At 53.8% G+C, this 23,553-nt stretch carries 21 protein-coding genes; 16 read left to right on the top strand and 5 right to left on the bottom strand.

The features are described from left to right. Nucleotides 1-19: 19 nt before the first annotated feature. From fhuA to hrpB, 3 genes are all read right to left on the bottom strand, one after another. Nucleotides 20-2,230 (bottom strand): ferrichrome porin FhuA, encoded by a 2,211-nt coding sequence (gene fhuA, locus ACWWFX_RS14665; RefSeq protein ID WP_473224124.1) that lies wholly within the window; start codon nucleotides 2,228-2,230, stop codon nucleotides 20-22. Between the two features lie 241 nt (nucleotides 2,231-2,471). Next, a complete protein-coding gene (gene mrcB / locus ACWWFX_RS14660; protein WP_327621845.1) occupies nucleotides 2,472-5,015 on the bottom strand; it encodes a bifunctional glycosyl transferase/transpeptidase in 2,544 nt (847 codons plus the stop codon). Nucleotides 5,016-5,145: 130 nt separating this feature from the next. After that, nucleotides 5,146-7,575: an ATP-dependent helicase HrpB gene (gene hrpB, locus ACWWFX_RS14655; RefSeq protein ID WP_473224123.1), complete on the bottom strand. Its 2,430-nt coding sequence runs from the start codon at nucleotides 7,573-7,575 to the stop codon at nucleotides 5,146-5,148. Nucleotides 7,576-7,648: 73 nt separating this feature from the next. Between hrpB and thpR the strand changes: the two genes are divergently transcribed. The 16 genes from thpR (at nucleotide 7,649) to panC (ending at nucleotide 22,524) form a co-directional block, all read left to right on the top strand. Beyond that, nucleotides 7,649-8,179: an RNA 2',3'-cyclic phosphodiesterase gene (gene thpR, locus ACWWFX_RS14650; protein WP_276221650.1), complete on the top strand. Its 531-nt coding sequence runs from the start codon at nucleotides 7,649-7,651 to the stop codon at nucleotides 8,177-8,179. Between the two features lie 13 nt (nucleotides 8,180-8,192). After that, entirely contained in the window at nucleotides 8,193-8,906 is a 714-nt protein-coding gene (sfsA, locus tag ACWWFX_RS14645) for a DNA/RNA nuclease SfsA (RefSeq protein WP_473224122.1), read from the top strand. Between the two features lie 165 nt (nucleotides 8,907-9,071). Continuing rightward, the gene (dksA, locus tag ACWWFX_RS14640; protein WP_002463986.1) at nucleotides 9,072-9,527 is read left to right on the top strand and encodes an RNA polymerase-binding protein DksA; all 456 of its coding nucleotides are present in this window, start codon (nucleotides 9,072-9,074) and stop codon (nucleotides 9,525-9,527) included. 74 nt (nucleotides 9,528-9,601) lie between these two features. Beyond that, nucleotides 9,602-10,492 carry a tRNA glutamyl-Q(34) synthetase GluQRS gene (gene gluQRS / locus ACWWFX_RS14635; protein ID WP_276221652.1) on the top strand — a complete coding sequence of 297 codons (891 nt, stop codon included), beginning with the start codon at nucleotides 9,602-9,604 and terminating at the stop codon, nucleotides 10,490-10,492. 62 nt (nucleotides 10,493-10,554) lie between these two features. Beyond that, nucleotides 10,555-11,955: a polynucleotide adenylyltransferase PcnB gene (gene pcnB, locus ACWWFX_RS14630; protein ID WP_276221785.1), complete on the top strand. Its 1,401-nt coding sequence runs from the start codon at nucleotides 10,555-10,557 to the stop codon at nucleotides 11,953-11,955. Further along, nucleotides 11,952-12,431 carry a 2-amino-4-hydroxy-6-hydroxymethyldihydropteridine diphosphokinase gene (folK, locus tag ACWWFX_RS14625; RefSeq protein WP_473224121.1) on the top strand — a complete coding sequence of 160 codons (480 nt, stop codon included), beginning with the start codon at nucleotides 11,952-11,954 and terminating at the stop codon, nucleotides 12,429-12,431. The genes pcnB and folK overlap by 4 nt, the downstream gene beginning before the upstream one ends. 509 nt (nucleotides 12,432-12,940) lie before the next feature. After that, nucleotides 12,941-13,516 (top strand): fimbrial protein, encoded by a 576-nt coding sequence (locus ACWWFX_RS14620; RefSeq protein ID WP_473224120.1) that lies wholly within the window; start codon nucleotides 12,941-12,943, stop codon nucleotides 13,514-13,516. 200 nt (nucleotides 13,517-13,716) lie between these two features. After that, a complete protein-coding gene (locus ACWWFX_RS14615; protein WP_473224119.1) occupies nucleotides 13,717-14,289 on the top strand; it encodes a fimbrial protein in 573 nt (190 codons plus the stop codon). A gap of 63 nt (nucleotides 14,290-14,352) precedes the next feature. After that, nucleotides 14,353-15,096: a fimbrial chaperone gene (locus tag ACWWFX_RS14610; RefSeq protein WP_276221661.1), complete on the top strand. Its 744-nt coding sequence runs from the start codon at nucleotides 14,353-14,355 to the stop codon at nucleotides 15,094-15,096. A 30-nt stretch (nucleotides 15,097-15,126) separates the two neighbouring features. Continuing rightward, nucleotides 15,127-17,748 carry an outer membrane usher protein gene (locus tag ACWWFX_RS14605; RefSeq protein ID WP_473224118.1) on the top strand — a complete coding sequence of 874 codons (2,622 nt, stop codon included), beginning with the start codon at nucleotides 15,127-15,129 and terminating at the stop codon, nucleotides 17,746-17,748. Further along, nucleotides 17,745-18,317: a fimbrial protein gene (locus ACWWFX_RS14600; protein ID WP_276221665.1), complete on the top strand. Its 573-nt coding sequence runs from the start codon at nucleotides 17,745-17,747 to the stop codon at nucleotides 18,315-18,317. Before ACWWFX_RS14605 ends, ACWWFX_RS14600 begins: the two co-directional genes overlap by 4 nt. Before the next feature lie 12 nt (nucleotides 18,318-18,329). Then, entirely contained in the window at nucleotides 18,330-18,926 is a 597-nt protein-coding gene (locus ACWWFX_RS14595; RefSeq protein ID WP_276221667.1) for a fimbrial protein, read from the top strand. Between the two features lie 6 nt (nucleotides 18,927-18,932). Beyond that, the gene (locus tag ACWWFX_RS14590) at nucleotides 18,933-19,505 is read left to right on the top strand and encodes a fimbrial-like protein (RefSeq protein ID WP_276221669.1); all 573 of its coding nucleotides are present in this window, start codon (nucleotides 18,933-18,935) and stop codon (nucleotides 19,503-19,505) included. 26 nt (nucleotides 19,506-19,531) lie between these two features. Then, nucleotides 19,532-20,752: a fimbrial protein gene (locus tag ACWWFX_RS14585; RefSeq protein WP_276221672.1), complete on the top strand. Its 1,221-nt coding sequence runs from the start codon at nucleotides 19,532-19,534 to the stop codon at nucleotides 20,750-20,752. A gap of 117 nt (nucleotides 20,753-20,869) precedes the next feature. Continuing rightward, nucleotides 20,870-21,661, top strand: coding sequence for a 3-methyl-2-oxobutanoate hydroxymethyltransferase (gene panB, locus ACWWFX_RS14580; RefSeq protein WP_276221786.1), 792 nt, complete (start codon nucleotides 20,870-20,872; stop codon nucleotides 21,659-21,661). Between the two features lie 11 nt (nucleotides 21,662-21,672). Beyond that, nucleotides 21,673-22,524 (top strand): pantoate--beta-alanine ligase, encoded by an 852-nt coding sequence (panC, locus tag ACWWFX_RS14575; RefSeq protein ID WP_456147159.1) that lies wholly within the window; start codon nucleotides 21,673-21,675, stop codon nucleotides 22,522-22,524. A gap of 26 nt (nucleotides 22,525-22,550) precedes the next feature. Here panC and ACWWFX_RS14570 read toward each other — a convergent pair whose 3' ends face one another. Both ACWWFX_RS14570 and ACWWFX_RS14565 read right to left on the bottom strand, forming a co-directional pair. Continuing rightward, nucleotides 22,551-22,745 (bottom strand): Rpn family recombination-promoting nuclease/putative transposase, encoded by a 195-nt coding sequence (locus ACWWFX_RS14570; RefSeq protein ID WP_473224117.1) that lies wholly within the window; start codon nucleotides 22,743-22,745, stop codon nucleotides 22,551-22,553. Next, a complete protein-coding gene (locus ACWWFX_RS14565) occupies nucleotides 22,703-23,326 on the bottom strand; it encodes an Rpn family recombination-promoting nuclease/putative transposase (RefSeq protein ID WP_473224116.1) in 624 nt (207 codons plus the stop codon). Before ACWWFX_RS14565 ends, ACWWFX_RS14570 begins: the two co-directional genes overlap by 43 nt. Between the last annotated feature and the right edge of the window lie 227 nt (nucleotides 23,327-23,553).

The raw sequence follows: 23,553 nt of genomic DNA, 5'->3' as shown, positions 1-23,553 counted from the left end.
CCGCGCCCGATAGGAGAGATTAGAAGCGGAAGGTCGCTGTCGCGACAACCTGACGTTCCGCACCCCAGTAGCATGCATATTCGCTATAGCAGCTGGAGACATATTCACGGTCAAACAGGTTGTTGACGTTCACAGCAACAGACGAACCCGGCAGGCCGAAACGCGCCAGATCGTATTTTACCATCGCATCAGCCACGGTGTAGCTGCCGACATTGAACGAATCGTTTTTCTTCCCGGTCGAGGTATCGTTTTTGTAGTAGCTGACGGTTGAACCCGTATAACGTACACCCGCACCGAAGGTGAGACCGCTCAGAACGGTATCGTAGAAGGTATAGTCCGTCCACAGGGAAGCCTGATTACGCGGAACTTCCGCCGGACGCTTACCTTTGAAGATAGTATCTTCAGTATATTCTGCATCGGTGTAGCTGTAGGCAGCCGTCAGGTTGATGTTCGCATTCAGCGCCGCTTTTGCTTCCAGCTCAACGCCGCGAGAGCGAATTTCACCCGCCTGTACGCTATACATACCGGTAGGATCGTTCGGATCCGCCGTCAGGTTTTTATTTTTGGTCAGCTCATACAGCGCCGCAGTCAGCACAATCGGTCGGTCGTTAGGCACGTACTTCACGCCCGCTTCGTACTGCTTACCGCGAGACGGATCAAACGGCGTGCCCTCTTTCGTTGAGCCAGAAGTCGGCTCGAAAGATTCACTGTAGCTGAAGTACGGAGAAATACCGTTATCGAACAGATAGTTCAGGCCACCGCGCCAGGTGAACTGCTGGTCGTTCTTCTCAGCTAAAGAGTTACTTGAACGGGTAAGAGTTGAGGTTTTCGCGTAGTCGTAGCGACCACCCAGCGTCAGCACCCACTTGTCCCACTCGATTTGATCCTGCGCGTAGAGCCCCGTCTGTTCCATACGGTTGAGTACCGCGTACGGGAAGTTGACGGACACATTCGCATTACCATACTGCGGGTTGCTCATATCCAGCGGGCTGGCAGAGCCGTAAAGCGCATCAACGTCATTACGCATACGCGAGTAATCGACGCCGGTCAGCAACGTATGGTCAACGTCGCCGGTAGCAAAGTTGGACTGGAGTTGCGTATCAACGGTAAAGGCATTCAGGGCTTCGTCAGAACGAACATAGTTGCGGTTAATTTTACCCGCGCCGTCATAGCCAAAACCGTATACCGCTTTATAAAGCGTTTTCACCTGGTCGTAGCGCAGGTTCTGGCGCACGGTGAAGGTATCGTTAAACGCATGAGAGAAGTTGTAGCCCACCATCTGCTGGCGACGCTGCATCTTGTTGTCTTTTTCGCCTTCGTTGAAATCGGTCGGCAACTTATGTGAGTTACCGTTCGCATCAACATAAGGCACAACTGTGCCTTCACGCGGCAGCCAGCCATAGTAACCCGCATCCGGATCGCTCTGGAAGTTGCTCAGGAAGGTGAAGTCAGTTTTATCATCCGGACGCCAGCTGAAGGAAGGCGCAATCGCGTAGCGAGTTGATTTCGCCATCTCTTGCTGGGTGTCCTGGCTGCGTCCTAAACCCGTCAGACGATAGGACCACACGCCCGCATCATCGATCGCGTCGCTGAAGTCAAAGCCGGTCTGCCACAGGTTGTCCGTTCCCATTTTAAACTGAATTTCGCGCAGGGGTTCGGTGGTCGGGCGTTTGCTGACCATGCTCACGATACCGCCTGGGTTGCTGTTGCCGTACAGCACAGACGTTGGCCCGCGCATAACTTCAACGCGTTCCAGGAAATAGGGGTCCATGGAGACTTCAGAATAGTTGTTACCCTGAAGTTTCATACCATCCAGATACTGGTTGGTGTTTACGGTAGTAGGTGCAGTAAATCCGCGAATAGAAACAACATCATAAGTGGAAGAGCTACCACGGGTAGAGAAAACGCTCGGCGTATAGGCCATCGCATCTTTTACCGTAGTCGGCTGACGAGTATCCATTTCCTGACGAGTGATAACCGAAACAGACTGCGGCGTCTTTTCAATCGGCGTGTCGGTCTTGGTTGCGGTCGCTGAACGTTTCGCCGCGACAGTCGGTGCCGGGCCCCACGCGCTTTCCTGGGAAACAGGAGCCGCAGTGACGGTGATAGTTTCTTCTTTCGGTTCAACCGCCGCCTGTGCGTAGACAGACATGCCGCTAACCGCTGTGGCTACTACGACTGCGATTTTACGCAGCGAGTGGTTTGGCTGAGCAGTTTTCAGATGCGCCATTGGTATATCTCTGATGAAATGATGAATGATAACGTAAACGAGAATTATTATTATAACCGCCGAATAATAGGCCAAACGGCGGCGATATAGCAAGCAATATAGGGGGTATGGTGGGTTAAAGGTTCAAGAAATAACCAGATGAAAACAGAGGGTTAATAGATTGGTTTTAGTCATTACGACATTCTGACAATCGCGCATAAAAAAGCCCGCTTAACTCAGCGGGCTTTGCGCGTTGACGATATTAATTACCGCCAAACATATCCTTGATCCAGCCAGCGACGCCGTCGCTGTCTTTCTCTTCTTTCTTCGGCTGCTCCTGTGGCTGCTGTTGCTGCTGCGGCTGAGAGGACTGGTCGAACGGATTGCCCGACTGCTGCTCCTGTTGCTGCTGCATCATCTCACCCTGTTGGCAGAGTGCATCCGGGTCGGTCGTCCACACCGGCAACATACGTGAACCGCCAGAGCACACAAAGTTGCCGTTGTAATCGACGCCCATATCGACAATATCTTCCGGCGGCGTCAGCACCAGCGGGATCGGTGACTGGTTTGCCAGATAGCGTTGATAAATCGACATTGCACCGCTCGCCCCGTACAGCTTAGTCGGCTGGTTGTTATCGCGACCGACCCAGGTGATCACCACTTCACGGCCGTCGATCCCGGCAAACCAGGTATCGACATTGTTGTTGGTGGTACCCGTTTTACCCGCCAGATGCAGGCCCGGATATTTTGCGCCCAGCTGACGACCCGTACCCCGTTGGACAACCTGCTGCATGGTCCACAGCGTCATATACGCGGCCTGTGCCGGAACGGCACGCTCAGCCTGCGGGTAGCTCTGATACAGCACCGTGCCGTCTTCCGCAATTACCGAACGCAATGCAGAAAGCGTCGCGCGGTTACCGCCGCTGGAGATGGTCTGGAACGCCTGCGCCACTTCGATCGGCGTCAGGTTTAGTGCGCCCAGGATCATCGCCGGAACCGGGTGCAGCTGATCTTTCGGCACGCCCAGTTTCTGCCAGGTATCGGTAATTGCCGGCAAGCCCAGCGCCATACCGAGGTTAACCGTCGGCACGTTCATGGAACGCGTCAGTGCATCCACCAGCATCACCTGACCGCTAAAGCGACGGTCATCGTTCTGCGGAGACCACACCTGGCCATTTGGCTGACGCAGAGAAATCGGCGCATCGGCAATCCAGGTGTTCAGGCGATACTGATTCGGCTGACTTAATGCCGTCAGATAGGTAGCCGGTTTCGCCAGCGAGCCAATGGAACGACGGGCCTGCATCGCGCGGTTATAACCGGCAAACTGCGGCTCTGCGCCGCCGACCATCGCGCGGACTTCACCGCTAAAGCGGTCAACCACCACCATCGCCGTTTCGAGATCGCTCAACTTACGCTGTTTCTTCAGCACCGGAATGCCTTCCGTTGCGGCTTTTTCTGCCGCATCCTGTGCCACTGAGTCGAAGGTGGTGAAGATCTTCACGCCGGAGAGATCTTTCACTTTATCACCCAGTTTCGCCTGCAGTTCCTGACGCACCATCTGCATAAACGCTGGCTGCGGTGAAATCACCCCACCGCGCGGCTGCACGCCCAGAGGACGCGCGCTGAGCATGTCATACAGCTCCTGGTCGATAACGTTCTGCTGCTGTAGCAGACGCAGCACCAGGTTACGACGCTCCAGCGCCAGTTTCGGGTTACGCCACGGGTTGTAGATGGACGCCCCTTTCACCATCCCTACCAGCAGCGCTTGCTGATCGAGACTCAGCTCTTCCACCGGACGGCCAAAGTAGTACAGGCTAGCCAGCGGGAAACCGCGAATTTCGTTATCGCCGCTCTGACCGAGATAGACCTCGTTCATATACAGCTCAAGGATGCGATCCTTGCTGTAGCGCGCATCCATCAGCACAGCCATGTACGCTTCGTTGGCTTTACGCCAGTAGGAACGTTCGCTGGAGAGGAACAGGTTCTTCACCAGCTGCTGAGTCAGCGTACTCGCGCCCTGCACCGTCCGGCCCGCCGTCAGGTTCGCCAGCACCGCACGACCGATAGAGTAGAGGCTCACACCATCATGCTCGTAGAAGTGGCGGTCTTCGGTTGCCAGCAGAGTATCCACCAGCAGGTCCGGGAAACCGCTACGCGGCACAAACAGGCGCTGCTCGCCGTTTGGTGACGAGAGCATGGTGATCAGACGCGGATCGAGACGGAAGAAACCGAACTGGCGGTTATTTTCAATATTCTCAATGGTTTCCAGATGATCGCCGTCAAAGGTCAGACGTGCGCGTACCTGCCCTTCTTTACTGTCCGGGAAATCGAATGGACGACGGATCATCTCAATGCTGTTGGCCTGCACCGTGAACTCGCCCGGACGCGTCATCGCGGTCACCTGGCGGTACTGTGTCGCCGTTAACAGCTGCACCATCTCTTTCTTGCTGATGGGCATATCCGGCTCAAGGTTAACCATGCGGCCATACACCGCCGCCGGCAGCTGCCAGACTTTACCGTCGATACGGCTGCGAATTTTCTGGTCCAGATAGACACCGTAAATCGCCAGCAGAACGGCAAAAACGATAGCCAGCTTCACCAGCAGCCAGAACCAGCCGTGTTTTCTACGAGGCTTGCCGCCCTTGCCCTTTCCTTTACGTGGTGGCATTGGCTCATCATCCTCATAGTCATCATCATAATCGTCGTCGTAATCCTCATCTCTGAGGCGACGACGGCTCACCTTTTGTTTCGCCGGACGCGCAGGCTTGCCTTTACGTCCAATCGGCTCGCGGTCATTCCCCGCCATGCTTTCTCTCCGCAACATTCAGGCGCAAAGGCCTGATTCTCAGTTCTTCCGTTTTGGAACAGAAGAAGATATCTCTCAATTTTTGCTCGATCTATCCCCTCTCCCTTGAGGGAGAGGGGGGAAAATTCCCTCACGAATACTTTTTCGTCCGCCGCGTCGGCGCGGTGTTCGCCGGATCGTCCGGCCAGACATGTTTGGGATAACGCCCTTTCATCTCTTTTTGCACCTCCCGGTACGCCCCCTGCCAGAATGCGCTTAAATCGCGCGTAATCTGCAATGGCCGCTGCGCCGGGGAGAGCAATTCAAGCACCAGCGGCACGCGCCCCTGGGCGATAGTCGGCGTGCTCGCCTCACCAAACATCTCCTGCATTCGCACCGCCAGCGCGGGCGGATTTTCATCATCGTAGCGAATAGCTATCCGGCTTCCGGTGGGCACAGTGTAATGAGTTGGTAGCTCACTATCCAGACGTTGTCGTAATGACCAGGGAAGCCAGTCGTGTAACGCCGCCCTGACATTGACGTTTTTCAACGCGCGCAGCGATTTTACGCCATTCATATGCGGCAGCAGCCAGGCTTCGAGTTCCGCCAGCAGCGACGCCTCATCAACCGCCGGCCAGGCTTCATCTGGCAACCAGCGCGCAGCACATTGCAGACGCAAGCGTAGCTGCTGCGCGTCTTCTGTCCAGTTCAGAACATTTAAACCCTTATCGCGAATGCCGTTGAGCATCGCCTGATGCAATTCGTCTTCCGAGGGTTTTGCCAGCGGCTGGACTTTTACCGTCAGTTGCCCAATGCGGCTACGGCGCAAGGCTTTCAGGGTTCCCTGCGCCTCGTCCCATTCGATGGTATCGGACTGTTCAAGCAGCTGAGGGCATCGTGCCGCCAGTGCGTCAACATCCAGCGCGTACGCCTGTAAAATACGCGCATCGGGCGACGCGTTGCCCTGTAACAGCAGCGGCGCAATCAGCCATTCATGGCGGCTTAACGCATCATCGCTATCGAGCATTGCGCCCATACCGTTCGCCAGCTGATAGCGCCCATCCAGCCCGCGTCGGCGGGCGATACGGTCAGGAAAACCCTGCGCCAGCAGCGCGGGAATGGCGTCGCTATCCGCTTTGCCGCCGCGCCGATTCAAACGCCTGAGCAACTGCTGACTACGCTGTTGCCAGTTCGACTGATTGCGCGAAAACGCCTGACCCAAATCGCTACCCGCACCCCGCGGCGGCTCTTCGAGAATCGCCGCCAGTCGGGCCGCCGTGGCAGCCTCATCGTCACTTTTCGCCGCAATCAGCATCGCCGCCAGACGCGGGTCGTTACCCAGCACCGCCATTTTCTGCCCCTGCGCGGTCAGACGTTCGCCGTCCAGCGCCTGTAACTGCGTAAGTAAGCGACGTGCGGCAGCCAGATTGGCCGCGGGCGGCGCATCCAGCCAGCTTAACTGCTGAGGGTCATAGCAACCCCATTGCAGCAGCTCTAACTGAAGCGAAGAGAGGTCGCTTTGCAGAATTTCCGCATCGCTTTGCGCAGTGGCGCGTTCCGCCTGCTCTTTTCCCAGCAGATGTAAACAGATACCCGGTTCCAGTCGCCCTGCGCGGCCTGCACGCTGGGTCATCGATGCCTGACTGATGCGTTGGGTTAACAATCGGGTTAAGCCCGTGCGCACGTCAAAGCGTGCCACGCGCTCCTGCGCGCAATCGACCACCAGGCGGATACCTTCGATAGTCAGACTGGTTTCGGCAATATTGGTGGCCAGCACGACTTTACGCTTGCCGACAGGCGCAGGAAGAATAGCCTGACGCTGTTCGCTGAGCGGCAATGCACCGTAGAGTGGACACAGCAGCACATCAGAAGCCACGCGCGATGCCAGATGCGCCTGCACGCGCTGGATTTCACCCACGCCAGGCAAAAACAGCAGCAGCGAGCCCGGCTCTGCGCGGAGCAGTTCCGCCGTGGCGATGGCCACAGCTTCATCAAATCGTTGATGGGCAGGTAGCGCCTGATAGCGGCGATCCACCGGGAATGCGCGCCCTTCCGAGGCGACCACCGGCGCATCCGGCAACAAGCTTTGCAGCTTATCGTTGTCCAGCGTGGCGGACATAATCAGTAGTTTCAGGTCGTCGCGAAGCCCCTGCTGAACGTCCAGCAGCAGGGCGAGCGCGAGGTCCGCCTGTAAACTGCGTTCATGGAATTCATCGAGGATCACCAGCCCTACGTCCGTCAGTTCGGGATCGTGCTGGATCATGCGCGTCAGAATACCTTCAGTCACCACTTCAAGACGCGTATTCGGCCCCACACAGGTTTCCGCACGCATCCGGTAACCGACCGTTTCGCCGGGCTTTTCATCCAGTAGTTCAGCCAGTCGTTGCGCGACATTCCGCGCCGCCAGCCTGCGCGGCTCAAGCAGAATAATCCGCCCGTTAATGTTACCCTCGCGCAAAATTTGCAGCGGCAGCCATGTCGATTTCCCCGCCCCCGTCGGCGCGTTAAGCAGTACCACAGGCGCGTTTGCCAGTGCGGAAAGAAGATCGGGTAGAACAGCGGCGACCGGCAACAGCGACACGTTTGGCTCCAAAGGGTTAACATTGAAAGGCGGACATTGTAGCATCGCCACAATTCATTACCGAGTACCCACTATGTCTGAGTCGAAAAGAGTCTTTTTCGCCATTGAGATCCCGACCAAAATCCAGCGCCAGATTGTGCGCTGGCGAGCGGATAACTTCCCGGATGACGCGGGAAGGCCGGTTGCGGCGGCGAATATGCACATCACTCTGGCGTTTCTGGGTGAGATTAGCGCCGAGAAGCAGGCCGCTCTGGCGACAATGGCGGGCCGCATCCGCCAGCCGGGCTTTACGCTGCATCTCGACGACGCCGGGCAATGGCTGCGTTCCCGCGTGGTGTGGCTGGGCACGCGTCAGCCGCCGCGTGGCTTGTTACAGCTGGCTAATCTGCTAAGAGCCCAGGCGGCGCGTAGCGGCTGTTATCAGAGCCCGCAGCCGTTTCATCCGCATCTTACTTTGCTGCGTAATACGGCGCATGCGGTGCCGATTCCGGCTCCCGGCTTTCACTGGGAAATCCCGGTGAGCGAGTTTGTGCTTTATGAGTCGAACTTCATTAACGGTCGAACGCGCTATACCCCACTTCAACGCTGGACACTTTCAGAATAATCAAGGACGCCTTATGGATTTTACGCCCGCTCTCCAGCACGCCACGCTGATTCAACGCTATAAACGCTTCCTTGCCGACGTGGTTACGCCGGAAGGCGAAACTCTCACCATTCATTGCCCAAATACCGGCGCAATGACCGGCTGCGCCACGCCTGGCGACACAGTGTGGTATTCCACGTCAGAAAATACTAAACGCAAATATCCGCATACGTGGGAAATGACTCAGACCCAGTCCGGGGCATTCATTTGTGTCAATACGCAACGCGCCAATCAGCTTGCCAAAGAGGCGATTCTGTCTGAAACGATTCCGGCGCTGGTTGGCTATAGTTCACTGAAAACTGAAGTGAAATATGGTGCAGAAGGCAGCAGAATTGACCTTATGTTACAGGCGGATAATCGCCCCCGGTGCTATATTGAAGTGAAATCGGTCACGCTGGCGGAAAAGGAGTATGGCTACTTCCCGGATGCAGTCACTTTGCGCGGGCAGAAGCATTTACGCGAGCTGATGGGCGTTGTCGCAGCGGGCGATCGGGCGGTGTTATTGTTCACTGTTTTACACTCAGCCATTGAATATTTCGCACCTGCACACCATATTGATGCTCAATACGCACAACTGTTAGCGGAAGCACATAAACGGGGGGTAGAGATTCTGGCTTATAAAGCGGAACTTTCTGCCGATAACATCACTCTGAGATCACCGTTGCCCGTCACGTTACCACGGGTGTGATCTGGATATTAAGTGTTCGGGCTGCGTCGCAAATACGCTTTTCCTCACAGCATTGTCAAGTGTTACGTTTAGATAATTGCCATACGGAATCGCATCTGCTATTTATAGCGGCCTGATTTTTCCCCCGAACACGGGGATCGATAGTGCGTGTTAAGGAGAAGCAACATGCAAGAAGGGCAAAACCGTAAAACATCGTCCCTGAGTATTCTCGCCATCGCTGGGGTGGAGCCGTACCAGGAGAAGCCGGGCGAAGAGTATATGAACGAAGCCCAGCTGGCGCACTTCCGTCGTATTCTGGAAGCATGGCGTAATCAACTTCGGGATGAAGTCGATCGCACCGTTACACACATGCAGGATGAAGCAGCCAACTTCCCGGACCCGGTTGACCGTGCAGCCCAGGAAGAAGAGTTCAGCCTCGAACTGCGTAACCGCGATCGCGAGCGTAAGCTGATTAAAAAGATCGAGAAAACGCTGAAGAAAGTAGAGGACGAAGATTTCGGCTTCTGCGAATCGTGCGGTGTCGAAATTGGCATCCGTCGTCTGGAAGCGCGTCCGACTGCCGATCTGTGCATTGACTGCAAGACGCTGGCGGAAATCCGCGAAAAACAGATGGCCGGCTAACCAGCGCTAACGACCATAACTATTCTCAAGGCGGGAGCGATTCCCGCCTTGCCGTTTTTATAGACGCTATAAGCATGTCATCACAACCTTACATCGGGCGATTTGCCCCCTCCCCATCCGGTGAGCTGCATTTTGGTTCGCTGATAGCCGCGCTTGGCAGCTATCTCCAGGCACGCGCCCGGCAGGGCCGCTGGCTGGTCCGCATTGAAGATATCGACCCCCCTCGTGAAGTTCCCGGTGCCGCAACCACAATTTTGCGCCAGCTGGAACATTATGGGCTGGAGTGGGACGGTGATGTGCTGTGGCAATCGCAGCGCCATGATGCCTATCGCGAGGCGCTGGCCTGGCTGCATCAGCAAGGGCTCAGCTATTACTGCACCTGCACCCGCGCACGCATTCAGAGTATTGGCGGTATGTATGACGGGCACTGCCGGGATTTAGCCCTCGGGGCGGAAAACGCCGCGCTGCGTATTCGTCAGAATGAGCCTGTGCTGGCGTTCCACGATAACCTGCGCGGTGAAATTATCGCCGACCCGCGACTGGCCACGGAAGATTTTATTATTCATCGCCGTGATGGTCTGTTTGCCTATAATCTTGCTGTTGTGGTTGACGATCGCTTTCAGGGCGTGACGGAAATTGTCCGCGGCGCAGATTTAATCGAGCCGACGGTGCGCCAGATTTCTCTCTATCGCCATTTTGCCTGGCCCGAGCCCGAATATATTCATTTGCCGCTGGCGCTCAACGCAGAAGGCGCTAAACTTTCCAAGCAAAATCATGCGCCTGCCTTACCACAAGGCGATCCTCGCCCAATTTTAACCCAGGCGTTACGCTTTTTAGGGCAGGACGTCGTGGCGCAGTGGCAGGATCTTACGCTTGCCGAATTGCTGAAAAATGCTGTAGATAACTGGACGCTTGACACCGTGCCGGAAAGGGCGATTGTAAATCCGCCATTCTCAAATGCATGATGCTGAGCTATGATTAGCCGCTATTTTTTTAGTCCATAAGACTGACACTACCGAGGTGTACCATTTTTACCCGAGTCGCTAATTTTTGCCGCAAGGTGCTAAGCCGTGAGGAAAGCGAGGCTGCCAATGCCGTCGCCCGTCCTCAAATGACGGTCATTCCGCGCGAGCAGCACGCTATTTCCCGCAAAGATATCAGCGAAAACGCCCTGAAGGTTCTCTATCGTCTGAACAAGGCGGGTTACGAAGCCTATCTGGTCGGTGGCGGTGTTCGCGACCTGCTGCTGGGCAAAAAACCGAAAGATTTCGATGTCACCACCAGCGCGACGCCGGAACAAGTGCGTAAACTGTTCCGCAACTGCCGCCTGGTCGGTCGTCGCTTCCGTCTGGCCCACGTCATGTTTGGCCCGGAAATCATTGAAGTCGCCACCTTCCGTGGGCACCACGAAGAGACGCAATCTGACCGTACCACCTCTCAGCGTGGGCAAAACGGCATGCTGTTGCGCGATAACATTTTCGGTTCCATCGAAGAAGATGCCCAGCGCCGCGATTTCACCATCAACAGCCTTTATTACAGCGTGGCCGATTTTACCGTTCGTGATTACGTCGGCGGTATGCAGGACCTGGAAGAAGGCGTGATTCGCCTGATCGGCGATCCAGAAACGCGTTATCGCGAAGATCCGGTGCGAATGCTGCGCGCCGTGCGTTTCGCTGCCAAGCTGAGCATGCGCATCAGTGAAGAGACCGCCGAGCCGATCCCACGTCTGGCGACGCTGATTAACGACGTCCCGCCAGCGCGCCTCTTTGAAGAGTCGCTGAAACTGTTGCAGGCAGGCTACGGCTACGATACCTATAAGCTGCTGCGTGAATACAATCTGTTCCAGCCGCTGTTCCCGACCATTACTCGCTACTTCACTGAAGAAGGCGACAGTGCGATGGAACGGATCATCAGCCAGGTCTTCAAAAATACCGATAACCGCATCCGTAACGATATGCGTGTGAACCCGGCGTTCCTGTTTGCGGCGATGTTCTGGTATCCGCTGCTGGAGATGGCGCAAAAAATCACCCAGGAAAGCGGCCTGACCTATCACGATGCGTTCGCATTGGCAATGAACGACGTGCTGGATGAAGCCTGCCGATCGCTGGCCATTCCAAAACGCATTACCTCACTGGTTCGCGATATCTGGCAATTACAGCTGCGAATGTCTCGTCGCCAGGGTAAACGTGCGTGGAAGTTAATGGAGCATCCGAAATTCCGTGCCGCCTACGATTTGCTGGCGCTGCGCGCCGAAGCGGAACGCAACACGGAGCTGCAACGTCTGACCCAATGGTGGGGCGAATTCCAGGTGGCCGCGCCGCCGGCGCAGAAAGACATGCTTACCAACCTGGATGACGAGCCGGATACCCGCCGTCGCCATCGTCGCCCGCGCAAACGCGCGCCGCGTCGCGAGAGCAACAACGCATGACCCTTGCGTATATCGCAATCGGCAGTAATCTGGCCTCTCCGCTGGAGCAGGTCAATGCGGCAATTCAGGCGCTGGGCGAGATCCCATACAGCCGAATTGTCGCGCTCTCGTCTTTTTACCGCACCCCTCCGCTGGGGCCGCAGGATCAGCCAGACTACCTCAACGCCGCCGTGGCGCTGGAAACCTCTCTTGCCCCTGAGGCACTGCTCGACCATACCCAACGCATCGAATTGCAGCAGGGCCGCGTACGTAAAGCGGAACGCTGGGGGCCCCGTACACTGGACCTTGATATCATGCTGTTTGGGGATGCGGTGATTAACACCGAGCGTTTGACGGTGCCGCACTACGATATGAAGAATCGTGGGTTTATGCTGTGGCCGCTGTTTGAGATTGCGCCGGAGCTGGTGTTCCCGAATGGTGAGGCATTACGCCAACGCCTTGCGGTAATAAACGCCCCCTGCCCTTCTCGCTGGTAATCCTTCCGTTACATCGCCTGTACAGCACGGGCGGCGGTTTTAGTAAGATTATTTTAATCTTTATTGTTAATGTTTACATTTTACTGAATATCCCTTGACTCCAGGAAATTATATTTTCTTAATTCTCATTTAAATATAATTAATGGTTTGCTGCAATCAATACACCATAGCAAATAATATTCATAATCAAAATATATAACAACAACAAAATACACACCGCAAATATATTATAACTTCTTAGCAAACCCTAACAAACACGGAAATACCACCTGTACTTTCATGACGTTAGGATAAAACCTGAGCCATCCATCCCCATTTTGAAATCATCAAAGCAAAAATATGATAAAAAAAGAAAATATAACCATATGAAATTTAATGCAAACAACGAATGAAACATAATTTAACATTGAATTTGTGAATTTTACAAAAAACAAAGTCATCGGTATAACTGCGCCGAGAAGTATCATTACTGGTTATTTTTCTATCTATTGTTTAATAAGGATATTTTAATGGCAAAACAAAAACTCGCTCTTGGCATTCTCTTTTCTCTCGTTTCATTACCGGCGTTAGCGCTGGATGGAGGGCAACTCGATTTCTCCGGTTTGGTGAGTGATAACACCTGTAACCTGCACGTCAATGGGGGGGCACAGGATGGGCAAATCAGCCTTGCAACCGCAACCACCACGGAGGTAAACGCTGCCGGGGTGGTGAATGCTGTAACCACAGGCGCTAAGCCAGAACCCTTCTCCATCACGGTAGATTGCTCCGCAAATACGCCCGCTTCTGCTGAAGCTAATCTGAACATGAGTTCAGTCTTTTTCAGTAACAGTCAGGGCACACTCAATAACGATATGTCTGTGAGTCAGGCGGCAAACGGGGTGGCAATTGCTGTTCACTATCAATCTGCCGCCAGCACATTTGAGCAAGTCAAAATTAATGACAGTACCGATACAAAGAAACTGACATTAACGAACGGCAAAGGTACCTATAACTTCCAGGCTTCCTATGTCAAACAGGCAGCATCTACTCCTGTCGTTGCGGGTTTTGTTAAGACCAATGCTGCTTACACGATAACGTATCCTTAAAGAGTCGCGCTATTCTTCGCACGGTAACACGATATACCGTGCGAAATAGCGAGAAAAAACCAAAAACATACAAATAATGAATAACTAAATAATTCGCAGAGCTTTCATTCAACGTGATTATTTTTCTTCAGTTTCGGCGTTATTTATAATCCGCGCAGGTGAATACCATCACCTCCATAAACTTTTATAAGGATATTTTTATGTTGAAGAAAAGCGCTATTGCTGCGGCATTAGTTATGTTTACCAGTTCGGCCTTCGCGCTGGATGGCGGCCAACTGGATTTCGCAGGTCTGGTGAGTGATAACACCTGTAACCTGCACGTCAACGGTGGTGCACAGGATGGGCAAATTGGCCTGGAAACCGCAACAACGGCTGAAGTTAACGATGCTGGCGTAGTCAATGCTGCCGCTGTTGGTGCGAAAGCTGAGCCATTCTCCATTACGGTGGACTGCTCAGCAAACTTGCCCCCGGCCGCTGAAGCCAAACTGAATATGAGCTCGGTCTTCTTCAGTAACAGCCAGGGCACCCTGAATAACGATATGTCCGTAAGCCAGGCGGCAAGCGGCGTTGCCATTGCCGTTCACTACGTTCCAAGCGCTGGCACCTACGAACAGGTCAAAATTAACGACAGCACCGATGTTAAATCCCTCACGTTAACCAACGGTAAAGGGACCTGGAACTTCCAGGCGTCTTACGTTAAGCAGGCATCGACGATTCCTGTCGTTGCCGGGTTTGTGAAAACCAACGCGGCTTATACGGTGACTTACCCGTAATTCATGATACCGACCAGGCAGTCGATGTCGGGCTGCCTGTATAACCTCATTAAGGATATCGTTATGACCAGGACGCGTCAGTTACTCCTTGCTTCACTTTTCACCTGCGCAGGCGCATTAGCCAGCTTTTCCGCCTGTGCCGATATTGTGCTTTCCGGCACGCGTATTATTTACAACGCGGGCCAGAAAGAGGTTTCCCTACGTATGGAAAACAAAGGCACCCGCCCGCTACTAGTGCAAACCTGGATTGATACCGGCAGCGAAAACGCGGACCCCAGCACCATCACCGTGCCTTTTACCGTCACGCCGCCGGTCTCTCGTGTGGACGGTAAACGTGGGCAGACGGTGAAAATCGCCTGGAATACCAGCCAAACCTTGCCTGCCGATCGCGAAAGCGTTTTCTGGTTCAATGCGCTGGAAGTGCCACCCAAAATGAGCGAAGCCGATGCTCAGGGGAAAAATATCCTGCAGTTGGCTTTCCGCACCCGCATCAAACTGTTTTACCGTCCGGCTAACCTGACCGGTAGCGCACCGGACTCACCGAAACAACTGACCTGGCATCTGCAATCCTCTGGCGGAAAAGTCGTGCTTCAGGCCACTAACCCAACGCCGTATCACGTCTCTTTTAGCGGCATTAGCCTGATTTCGGGTGGAAAAAAATACACCGTAGACGCCACGATGGTCTCCCCGAAAAGCAGCGCTGATATGACGGTGAAAGGTCTGAGCACGGCACCTGCTGGCGCGACGATTGAATATACCGCCATCAACGACTTTGGCGGCGCCATTGACGGCAAAGTGAAGCTTTGACGTGCTGACTGAATACGCAGGGATTGCACAATGACGACGCCTTTCAACGGCACAAAACTTCCCCTCTCTCCACTCGCCTGTCTGGTGGCGTGCAGTCTGCTGCCCTGCGCGCAAAGCGCCGTGGCGGCAGAGGAAGCCGTTGAATTTGATAACACCTTCCTGATGGGCGCCGGTGCCAAAAACATCGACGTTGATCGCTACAGTGATGGCAATCCCGCTTTGCCTGGTCGTCACGACGTTAGCGTGTTTATCAACAATAAACCGACCAGCAACCTGTCTGTCGAGTTTATTGAAATAGCAAAAAGCCGTAGCGCCAAACCCTGTATCTCTGCCAACACGCTGCTACAACTGCATATTCGCCAGCCGGATAATCTCGACGATACCGCGATTTTGCAAAAACGGGACAGTGCAGCACAGGACTGTCTTAATCTTGAGGTCGCCATTCCCCAATCCAGCCTCAGCTATAACAGTAACGATCAGCGGCTGGACATTAATGTTCCCCAGCTCTGGCTGCAAAAAACCTACGCCAACTATGTGGATCCTTCCCTGTGGGACGAGGGGATCAACGCGGCAATGCTCTCTTACACGCTGAATGGCTGGCGCAGTGAGTCGCCAAATCAAACCTCAGAGAGTACCTATGCCGGGTTGATGGGCGGCTTTAATTTATGGGGATGGCATTTCCGGTCGCACGGCAACTATTCGTGGGACCAGGACAACGGCGGCAGCTTCGAGTTTCAGGATAAGTACCTGCAACGTGATATCACCAGGCTGCGGTCGCAACTGGTTGTCGGTGAAACCAACACCACGGGCGAAACCTTTGATTCCGTTCGTATTCGTGGGGTTCGCCTCTACAGCGAAAGCCGCATGCTGCCGCCGACGCTCGCCTCTTATGCGCCGGTGATCCGCGGGGTCGCGAACTCCAACGCCAAAGTGACGATTACCCAGAACGGCTACAAGATTTACGAAACGACGGTGCCACCAGGCCCCTTTGCTATCGATGATTTGTCGCCAGCCGGGTTTGGCGCAGACCTCGAAGTTACTGTCACCGAGTCTGACGGCTCACAGCGGACGTTCACCCAGGCCTATTCGTCGGTGATCCAGATGATGCGCCCCGGCGTGGGCAAATGGGACATCAGCGCGGGTGAAGTCAAAAAAGATGAGCTGAAGGACAAGCCCAACCTGATACAGGGAACGTACTACTACGGGTTAAGCAATACCTTTACCGGCTATACCGGCCTGCAAATGACCGATAACGGCTACTGGGCCGGGCTGTTAGGGCTTGGGATGAACACCTCATTGGGGGCATTTTCTCTGGATGTGACGCAGTCGCACACCGAAATCCCCAACGACAAAACCTATGAAGGCCAGAGCTATCGTATTTCGTGGAACAAATATTTTGCGCCGACCGAAACGTCACTCAACATTGCAGCGTATCGCTACTCGACAAAAAACTATCTCGGCCTGAACGACGCCTTAACGCTGATTAACGCCGCTAACCATCCTTATGATGATGGCTACAACGGAATCGTCTCCTATGGGCGTATGAAAAACCAGTTCAGCGTCAGCCTCAACCAGACGTTAAAAAATGGCGATCAGGATTATGGTTCCTTCTATTTGAACGGGACCTGGACGGACTACTGGGTCACTAATGAATCGCAGAGTAGTTTTGCGTTTGGTTACAGCAACGGCTTTGACTGGGCCAGCTACAGCGTCAGCCTGCAACGTACCTATGACGAAGACAATAACAAAGATGACTCTATCTATCTCAGCTTGACCATTCCGCTGGACAAACTGTTTGGCCGCGATAGCCGAGAAGGAGGGTTCAGAACGCTCAATACCAGCGTCAACAGCGATATGAAGGGCAGTTCGCAATACAACGCTAACGCCACCGGCTACAGCAGGGACAACCGCTGGAACTACAGCGTCAACACCTCTTATAACGCAATGAAAGAGACGGAGAGCCTGAAAACCGTCAGTGGCTTCACCAGCTATGAGTCGCCCTGGGGAACCCTTTCTGGTTCCGTCTCCGCCAGTAGTGACCACAGTCGTCAGTACGGCGTGAGCACCGATGGCGGCTTTGTGTTACACCGCCACGGGCTAACGTTCAGTAACGACAGCTTTACCGATTCAGACACGCTGGCGCTGGTTAACGCGCCCGGCGCGAAAGGGGCGCAAATCAACTTTGGCAGCAGTACCGTTGACCGATTTGGCTACGGCGTGACCAGCGCGCTCTCGCCGTATCACGAAAATACCGTCGCCCTCAATGTGGACAACCTGGATGAAGATGTGGAACTGAAAAGTACCAGCACCGTCGCGATCCCGCGCCAGGGGGCGGTTATCTTCAGCCAATTCGACACCGATACCGGGCGCAGCGCCATTCTCAATCTGCTGCGCAGTGATAAGCAGCCCGTACCGTTTGCTTCCGATGTGACGGACAGCAGCGGGAAGTCCATCGGCACGGTTGGGCAGGGGAGCCAGGCTTTCGTTCGCGGTATTGCCGACGAAGGGGAACTGGTGGTTTCCTGGTATGAGAAAAATAGCCAGCAACAGTGCCGCATTCACTACCAGATACCGCCCTCTCCCACCATGACGGGCAAAACCATTGTATTAAATGCAGTTCCCTGCACCCTGCAATCACAGGAGAGGAAATGAGATCCTTTTTACGGTTAACCCTGTTACTGACGACGCTGCTCAATGCACCGTGGGTATTGGCCGTCGATATGTCGGTTAACTTTACCGCGACTATCAAAGAGACCACCTGCGCGATGACGGTGAGTGCGCTCAATGGCGCGAATCTCAGCGGTGACTCATCGTCAGAGAACTACTTTCTGGATTTACCGACGATGGGGGTTTCCGATGTCACCAATAAAACTTCCAAAACCGAAGCCAGCTTTAAGCTATTGCCGATTAACTGTAATAACTACATCTCCAGCATGTCGATGACCATTGGCGGTAAACACAGCGGTTATACCGACTCGTTACTGGTGAATGATTCCTCGCTAACAGGCGGAGCCAGTTACATTGGCGTGGGCTTTAAACGGCTTAATGATGATGACAGCCTGCGGTTTAAAGTGGATGGAACGACGCCTATTAACTGGACACGCAACGATATCGCCAACGGCTTTGATATTACAGGGATAGTTCGCCGGACAACCAATTCTTACAACATGATACCCGGCGTGATTCAGACAAAAGCGATATTCGTTTTTACTTATAACTAACAGGGATAGTGTATGAATTATCAACGCATAATTGTGGCGCTACTGTTGATCATCGGAATAAACACGCAATGCCTGGCCGGTTCCAGTACGTTGAACGTGACGGTGAGGACAACCGTTACCGCCAGTACCTGCACAGCAGAACTTCACAACGCGCAGGACCTGCAAGCGACAACTATCGATATTGGCGATGTCTATCTGAACGAACTCGCGAATAAGACTAAATATCAGAATTTCAGCCTGGTGTTTTCAAATTGTGAAGGTTTAGCCAAAGATCAGGCCAAAGTTACCCTCTCGCCACAAACCGGATGCGATGGCGCTTCCAGCACGGGCGGCGGATTTCGCAACGCCCTGGCTTCCAGCAACGATGATGCTGCAACCGGCGTATCGATTGAAGTATGGACAACCAATCAGCCGGAAGGTCAGGGAAGTGTGCAGCTAAACTGCAAAACAAAACCGACCAGCATTGTGGATCTAACGGGCGCTGCGGGCATGAACATCGTTCACTGGTGGTTAAGCGCCAGAATTGTCGTCGCCACAGACAATACCATCGCCGATGTACGCGCGGGACAGTTCTCCACTAACGCTGTCTTTTCAGTAACCTATGAGTAAATGACGATGAAATCACTTTTTCGCCTGTTCGTCACCAGCTTATGGCTTATATCAGGGGTCTGCGTCGCCAATACCAACATTAATATGACCGCCAACGTTGTCAGCACCAGTTGCAAGGTCACGCTCGATAATAGTGGGAGCATTGATTTAGGCACGGTGGATTACAACTATCTGAACACGAATACTTCCGTTGATCGCGTTTATACCGGAGGTCAGTCGTTCTACATTACGGTCAGCGACTGCGCGCAGGTTGCAGGGAAGAATCCTTCACGTCTTACGGTGAGTTTTACGCCCGTCGCCGGCACCCTCGGCGCAACCAATCAGCAAGTTTTCGCCAATCAGGCTGCCAATGGCGCTAAAAACGTCGGCATCGTGATTTTATCCACCCAGGATGCGCAAAGTATTTTCAATGTGCTGAACACCCACGGCCAACCGCAAAGTATTTACCCCGTGAGCGCGGATCAGTTAGCCAATGCCACCTACCATTTTTATGCTCGGATGCAGAAGATCGATCTGGCACAAGCCGTGACCGGCGGCTTAGTAAGAGCCAGCGTGTTTGTGGGTGTTTATTATGAATAATGTTATTCGTTCTCAAGGATGATGAAATGAACCGTTTTCTGTTACCCAAATGGGGCAAAATACTTCTGCTTTTACTGCCCTTATATTCAGGCTACCTGCAGGCCGCAAATACATTGATTGTTGGCAGTAAAACAACCGTTGATGGTGGTGGCAGTGAGAAAAACAAAGGTCCGGCTGGTGATGGTTATTCCACAACCACTTTTACTACGGGCAACAGCCAGGTGGTGATCGGACGCGCCACAGCACTGCAATACAGTAATGTAAAAATCCAGCTACAGGCCGATACCGCTGGCAATGGTAATACGGGGGTCATTTACTGCTCCCCTGGCGGTATGGGCGGACAGATTTCACTGGAGAGTCATTTTATTAAAAGCCCGTATATCTACAATGGTCACCAACTTTTGAAAACCAACATGCAAGGGCTGTATTTCACCATGCGCATGTATAATCTTTGGTCGTATGCCACGACGTCACCAGACGACTTTTATATCGGTGATACTAATCCGCAATCACTCAACCTTCACTCAACAAGCTGCCCGAGCGATCTTGGCTGGTATCAGACCCTTGGTGGCTTAGTCTCTAATATCGACATCGACTTTTATAACGACGCTACCTTCGATCCTGACACCAGCGGCAGTATTGCCCTGCTGAGTGATACCACCTATCACTACGCGTTGAAAAACCAGTCTCCGGGCGGAAACCTCAATACCCACACTATTTTTCAGACCTTCAATATGGGGAATGTCACATTAACGTCTCCAACCTGTACGTCGGCGATACTCTCCGGCAGCAGCGTCAGTAAGGGCGATACGGTAGGGTTGGGTGAATACAGTTCGAAAGAGGTTATCGACGGTGTAAATGGCGTGCCTTTTTCAATTGTGCTGAAAGGGTGTTATCGGGTGACTAACATTGAGGTCAAACTGACCACCGGGGCGCCTGCAGTATCAACCTCACTATTGGGAAACTCGCTGACAACAGATGCCGCCAGCGGCGTAGGCGTAGAAATTAAAGGCGAGTCCAACTCGCATTATCCGGAAGTGGTGCTCAAGCCAAACGACGCCTCCTCAATCTATAAAGCGTATGGCGATAACCCGGATACCTCAAACGGTATTATTGGCAGTAATGCTTCGGGGTCTCCGTCCGATCAAACACTGAATTTCACCGCGACGCTCAAGCAGGATGGTAATCAGCAAATCCAGGGCGGAGATTTCAAAGCGACGGGCGTCTTCTCCATCACCTACCCCTGAGTAAAATCCCGGCAGCTAACGCTGCCGGTTTTGACCATAAAGGGCTAACACTCATCACTCACATCCCCTACAATGCGCCAATCCTATCGATAACACTTATGGCTAACAGGGGTTATGATGAAACCGACCACCATCTCCTTACTGAACAAATACAAACAAGAAAAAAAACGCTTCGCCACCATCACCGCTTACGACTACAGCTTCGCCAAACTGTTTGCTGACGAAGGTCTGAACGTGATGCTGGTCGGCGATTCGCTGGGCATGACCGTTCAGGGGCATGAATCCACCCTTCCCGTGACCGTTGAAGACATCGCCTATCACACCGCCGCCGTACGTCGCGGCGCGCCAAACTGCCTGCTGCTGGCTGACCTGCCGTTTATGGCCTATGCCACACCGGAACAGGCGTTTGCAAACTCGGCTATCGTGATGCGCGCGGGCGCGAACATGGTCAAAATTGAAGGCGGTGCATGGCTCGCCGACACGGTTAAAATGCTGGCCGAACGTGCTGTGCCAGTGTGCGGCCATCTGGGACTAACGCCGCAGTCGGTCAACGTCTTCGGCGGTTATAAAGTGCAGGGGCGCGGCGATGCGGGCGAGCAGTTGCTGAGCGACGCGCTGGCGCTGGAAGCCGCAGGTGCACAACTGCTGGTGCTGGAATGTGTGCCGGTTGAGCTGGCGAAACGTATTACCGAAGCGCTTACGATCCCGGTTATCGGTATTGGTGCAGGCAACGTCACCGACGGGCAGATTCTGGTGATGCACGATGCGTTCGGTATTACCGGCGGTCATATCCCTAAATTTGCCAAAAATTTCCTTGCCGAAACGGGCGACATCCGCGCGGCGGTGCGGCAGTATATGGCTGAAGTCGAGTCCGGCGTTTATCCGGGCGAAGAACACAGTTTCCATTAAGGAGTCACGTTGTGTTAATTATCGAAACCCTGCCGCTGCTGCGTCAACATATCCGCCGTCTGCGTATGGAAGGCAAGCGCGTGGCGCTGGTGCCCACCATGGGCAATCTGCATGATGGTCATATGAAGCTGGTTGATGAAGCGAAAGCGCGGGCCGATGTGGTAGTGGTCAGTATTTTCGTTAACCCGATGCAGTTTGATCGCCCGGAAGATCTGGCGCGCTACCCGCGCACTTTGCAGGAAGACAGCGAAAAGCTGAACAAGCGCAAAGTGGATCTGGTTTTCGCGCCGTCAGCCCAGGAAATCTATCCTCAGGGCACCGAAAACCATACCTTTGTTGATGTTCCGGGTCTCTCGACCATGCTCGAAGGCGCCAGCCGCCCGGGGCACTTCCGCGGTGTCTCCACCATCGTCAGCAAGCTCTTTAACCTGATCCAGCCGGATATCGCCTGCTTCGGCGAGAAAGATTTCCAACAGCTGGCGCTCATTCGCAAGATGGTTGCCGACATGGGCTTCGATATTGAAATCGTGGGCGTGCCGATTATTCGCGCCAAAGATGGCCTGGCGCTCAGTTCACGTAACGGCTACCTGACGTCAGATCAGCGTAAGATCGCCCCTGGGTTGTATAAAGTGCTCAGTAACGTGGCAGAAAAACTGCAAAACGGTGAACGCGACCAGCCGGAAATTATCGCCATCGCCGAGCAGGAACTGAATGAAAAAGGCTTCCGCGCCGACGACATTCAGATCCGCGATGCCGATACCCTGCTCGACCTGACCGACAGCAGCAAACGTGCGGTGATCCTGATGGCCGCATGGCTCGGACAGGCACGCCTGATCGACAACAAAATTGTCGAATTAGGCTGATTGACCGAAACTGGCGCTGACGACGGTTAGCGCCAGTCGGGGATTTTGTCGATTTCTTCGCGGGTTAAGTCGGTCATCTCCGCAACGAGTTCTGGCGACATGCCGCTTTTCAGCATACGGGCCGCAACCCGATGCGTGGCATTGCTTTCGCCTTGCAGCATGCCCTGTTGAATTCCCTTCAGCATCCCCTGCTCTTCAAGCCACTCAGCAACAGTCCCCATTGTTTTCTCCTTCGGCAAGCGCCTTCCCAGTTCACGGTAGAATATTTTCGGCTGGTCAGTATGGCCACGCGACGATGCTGCATAATTTCATCGTCCGGTATGGTGGTAATGTCCACCAGCGGGAAAGGTTCGCTGTAAAGGCGTCGCGCCAGTTCCGGGGAGGCAAACATATCCATCCAGCACATCGAGTAGGGGTAAGGCGATGTTTTTCCCTGGTAGAAAAGGATAGGTACCACCAGCGGTAACTGCTGAAACCCCGCTTCGAGATGGCGGTGCATCGCGGCAATAGCATAGCGCATCATCCGAAAGACAATTTTCTTGCTCGGCGTGCTCTGGTGCTCGATCAAAATATGCAGATAACCTGGATGTCCCTGCATCGATACGGAGTAAAGCACGTCAGAGTACTGCTCCTGTAAACTCTCTTCGACAAAATTCCCGGATTCCAGCGTGAGCGTACTCAGATCGCAAATCGCTTTGATTTCCTCCGGCAAGTGAATATCCAGAAAATCCCGTGCCGTATCGGTGTGCGTCAAAAAGTTTTTGAATACCGCATCATGCGGCGTAGTGGCGACTGTTTCCATTATCCCGGCCTTTGTCCTGCATCCTGTACGCGCAGTATCGCTGGAACAACTGCGCGGCGTCAGCCAGGTATTGTTAGCGCCTCGAGCAGGCTCGGGATAAAAATCAACGGCATACATTCATTACCGTCAGTTTCTCGCAGCTGTACGCAAACTGTGCGAAGAAACGACACCAGATGAGTAGACACCCAACCAAAATCGGGCAATACTGCCAGGAATTTCCTGAAGCT

It is taken from the genome of Pseudocitrobacter sp. 2023LY-00077, from assembly GCF_055796175.1.
The sequence above is the reverse complement of the archived record's forward strand: the minus strand, read 5'-3'. Positions and strand labels throughout refer to the sequence as shown.